Origin of the sequence: Aquisphaera insulae (assembly GCF_011064615.1) — a bacterium.
GTDB classification, from domain to species: Bacteria; Planctomycetota; Planctomycetia; order Isosphaerales; family Isosphaeraceae; genus Aquisphaera; species Aquisphaera insulae.
Genome location: NZ_JAALJH010000186.1, coordinates 1 through 3,644, shown reverse-complemented (window position 1 = coordinate 3,644; position 3,644 = coordinate 1). Strand labels below are relative to the sequence as shown.

Sequence of the window (3,644 nt, the reverse complement as noted above, 5' to 3'; positions counted from 1 at the left end):
CTCCCAGTTTCGCCAGCTTCCCTGGGAGAAATTTCGTGTCCATACCTAAGCCACGAAGGGGGGAGGGGACCAGAGGGTCCGCCTCGCTCAACATGCACCCTCGCTTGGCCTCGGGCTTCTCGCACTTGTGGGTAATGCTAAGCTTGGTAAGGGGGGAACGATGGCTCTCTCGGCCCGCCCCGGCAAGCGAGCCCGAGACGGCCTCGGGGCTCGCAACGACCACCGATCGTCGCTCGAGTGCAAAGCCCCGGCCGGCTTCCCTCACCTGGCCACCCGCTTCTTCCCTCAAGGCCGTCTTGCCCCTTCGGCCGTGAGCCTCCGATCGGGCGCGCGCTCCTTCCGGATGAACCGAAGTTCGCCCGCGCCTCGACGGCCGGGCCCGCGACCGGGTCGTCGGGGTGGAGCGGTTCCAGGCGGTGGATCCGGACCGATCCGGCGGCGAGAATGGGCGGATCAGATCGGCCGCGGGCCGCCCCGATCCCGGTGCTGGAGAAAGCTCCATGAGTCCCATCATGTCGCGTGCTTCCGTCCTCATCGCGCCCGCGCTGGCGCTGGCCGTCGCGTCCGGGGCGTGGGCCCCCTGCCCTCGCACCTGCCGGGCCGACGACGCCCCGGCCGTGGACCTCGTCGTGAAGGCGGGCAGCCCGGCGGGGGAGATCAGCCCGATCCTCAACGGCGTCTTCTTCGAGGACATCAACTTCGCCGCCGACGGCGGGCTCTATCCGGAGCGCGTCAAGAACGGCTCGTTCGAGTTCGACGACCCGATGATGGGCTGGCGGCGGCCCGCCCTGGTGGCGGGGGGCGCCGTCGGCGGATTCGGGGTGGTCGGCGACCGGCCGATCCATCCCAACAACCCGCATTTCCTCCGCGCCCGGCTCGAGCGGGCCGGCGCCGGCCTGCCGCTCACCAACGAGGGCTTCCGCGGCATCGGCGTGACCAAGGACGCCGCGTTCACGTTCTCCGTCCGCGGCCGCAGCGAGCCGGAGAAGGCCGGGGCGATGGCGCTGGTCGTGCAGCTCGTCGCCGCCGACGGCCGGCCGATCGCCGCGGCCCAGCGGCTGGAGGGCTTCACCCGCGACTGGAAGGCGTACTCGTGCGAGGTGATCTCGACCGCGACCGACCCGCGGGCGAAGCTCACGATCACCGTCCAGGGCGCCGGCACGCTCGACCTGGACATGGTCTCGCTCTTCCCCAGGGACACCTTCAACGGCCGGCCCGGCGGCCTGCGGCCGGACCTCGCCCGGTTGCTCAAGGACCTCAAGCCGGGCTTCGTCCGGTTCCCCGGCGGCTGCATCGTGGAGGGCCGCACGCTGGCCCAGCGCTACCAGTGGAAGACCACGATCGGCGACCGGGCCGAGCGCCGGCTGATCATGAACCGCTGGAACGTCGAGTTCAGCCCGCCGCGGAACGCGCCGGACTATTACGAGTCGATGGGCCTGGGGTTCCTCGAGTACTTCCAGCTCTGCGAGGACATCGGCGCGAAGCCGCTGCCGGTCCTCAACTGCGGCATGGCCTGCCAGTTCAACCTCGCCGAGCTCGTCCCGGCGGAGGACCTCGACCCGTACATCCAGGACGCCCTCGACCTGATCGAGTTCGCCAACGGCCCGGCCACGACGACCTGGGGGGCGAGGCGGGCGGCGCTCGGCCATCCGGGGCCCTTCGGTCTGACGATGATCGGCATCGGCAACGAGCAGTGGGGGCCGCAGTACATCGCCCGCTACGAGCGGTTCGCGAGGGCCATCAAGGCGAAGTACCCGGAGATCCTGCTCGTCTCCGGCGCCGGGCCGGGCCCGGCCGACGGGCCGGGCGACGACCGGTTCAGCTCCGCCTGGGACGCGCTCCGGAAACTCAACGCGGACCTGGTGGATGAGCATTTCTACATGCCGCCCGACTGGTTCTATTCCCAGGTCCACCGCTACGACGGCTACGACCGCAAGGGGCCGAAGGTCTTCGCCGGCGAGTTCGCCTCCCACGTCCGCGACAAGCGGCCGGCGTTCGGGGCCAACACCTGGGAGGCCGCCCTGTCCGAGGCGGCCCTCATGACCGGCCTGGAGCGGAACGGCGACGTCGTCCGGCTGGCCTCGTACGCGCCCCTGTTCGCGCACGTGGAGGCCTGGCAGTGGAACCCCAACCTGATCTGGTATGACAACCTCCGGAGCATGGGGACGCCCAGCTATTACGTCCAGAAGCTCTTCGGCGTCAACCGCGGCACGACGATCCTCCCGGTCCGGCTGGACGACGCGGCCGAGAAGCTCTATGCGTGCGCGTCGCTCGACGCGCGCACCGGCCAGGTCGTCCTCAAGATCGTCAACGCCCGGCCGGGGCCGCGCGACGTGCACATCCGCCTGGAGGGGGTCTCCTCGGTGCGGCCGACCGGCGAGGCCCAGGTGCTGGCCGCCCCCGACCTGAACGCCGTGAACACGCTCGACGACCCGACGCGGGTCTCGCCCGCGATCGGCCCGGCGGAGGGCCTCTCGGCCGACTTCCACCGCGCGGTGCCGGGGTACTCGCTGACGGTCCTCCGCATTGGTACGAACGACAAACGGTGATAGGATCGGAGTCCTGGCGGAAGCGTCCCCGGGCCAATTTCCACGAAACCGCGAGGTGCGATCATGGACCTTTCCAGGCGTCAATTCCTCCAGGGGGCCGCCGCCGGGGCCATCGCCGCCCCGGCCGCCGCGTTCGGGGCGGCCGCGACGCTGCCCAAGCGGACGCTGGGCCGGACCGGGATCGAGGCCTCGATCGTCGGGTTCGGCTCCGGGAGCCGGTTCCTGATGTACGAGCGGGAGGATAAGGCGCTCGAGGCCCTCTCGCTCGCGCTCGACCTCGGCATCACGTACATCGACACGGCCCACTCCTACGGCGACGGCAAGAGCGAGGAGCGGATCGGCCGCATCCTGCCCGAGCGTCGCAACCAGGTCGTGGTGGCGACGAAGCTCTCGGCGAGGACGGCCGACGCCGCCCGCAGGCAGATCGAGCTGAGCCTCAAGCGGCTCCGGACCGACCGCCTCGACGTCCTCCACATCCACGCCCTGGCCGGCCCCGAGGACCTGGCCGCCATCGAGAAGCCCGACGGCATCCTCAAAGCCCTGTACGAGGCCCGCGACCAGAAGGTCACCCGGGCCATCGGCATCACCTGCCACGCCGCCCCGGAGGCCCTCAAGCTGGCCCTCGAGCGGCACGACTTCGACTGCACCCAGATGGCCCTGAACGCCGCGATGGCGCGGATGGCCGACGCCAAGGGGGGCATGAAGGCGACGCCCATGGCCCGCGGCGGCTTCGAGGAGCTGGCGCTGCCGGTCGCCGTCCGCAAGCGGATGGGCGTGATCGCGATGAAGGTCTTCGCCCAGGACCAGATCGTCGCCGCGGCCCCGATCGAGAAGCTCCTGGGCTACGCGCTCTCCCTGCCCGTCAGCCTGGCGAGCCTGGGGATGCCCAAACCCGAGTTCATCGCCCGCAACACCGAGCTCGCCCGGACCTTCACGCCCATGTCCGCCGAGGACCGGCGGCGGTTGACCGACTCCATCGCCCTCGAACGCAAGGCCGCCCTCGCGAGCTTCTTCAGCGACCACCTCGACGCCTGACGATCGGCCCCGGCGGTGCCGTCCCGTGCCCCGCCGCCGGACTCCATCGGCGGCTAACCC

The 3,644-nt window shown here is 71.0% G+C and carries 2 protein-coding genes; both read left to right on the top strand.

Annotated features, from left to right (window positions below; translation table 11 throughout):
- Positions 1-500: 500 nt before the first annotated feature.
- A complete protein-coding gene (locus G6O54_RS36540) occupies positions 501-2,549 on the top strand; it encodes an alpha-L-arabinofuranosidase family protein (protein ID WP_165235912.1) in 2,049 nt (682 codons plus the stop codon).
- A 63-nt stretch (positions 2,550-2,612) separates the two neighbouring features.
- On the top strand, positions 2,613-3,584 hold the full coding sequence (locus tag G6O54_RS36535) for an aldo/keto reductase (protein WP_165235909.1): 972 nt from the start codon (positions 2,613-2,615) through the stop codon (positions 3,582-3,584).
- Positions 3,585-3,644 lie beyond the last annotated feature (60 nt).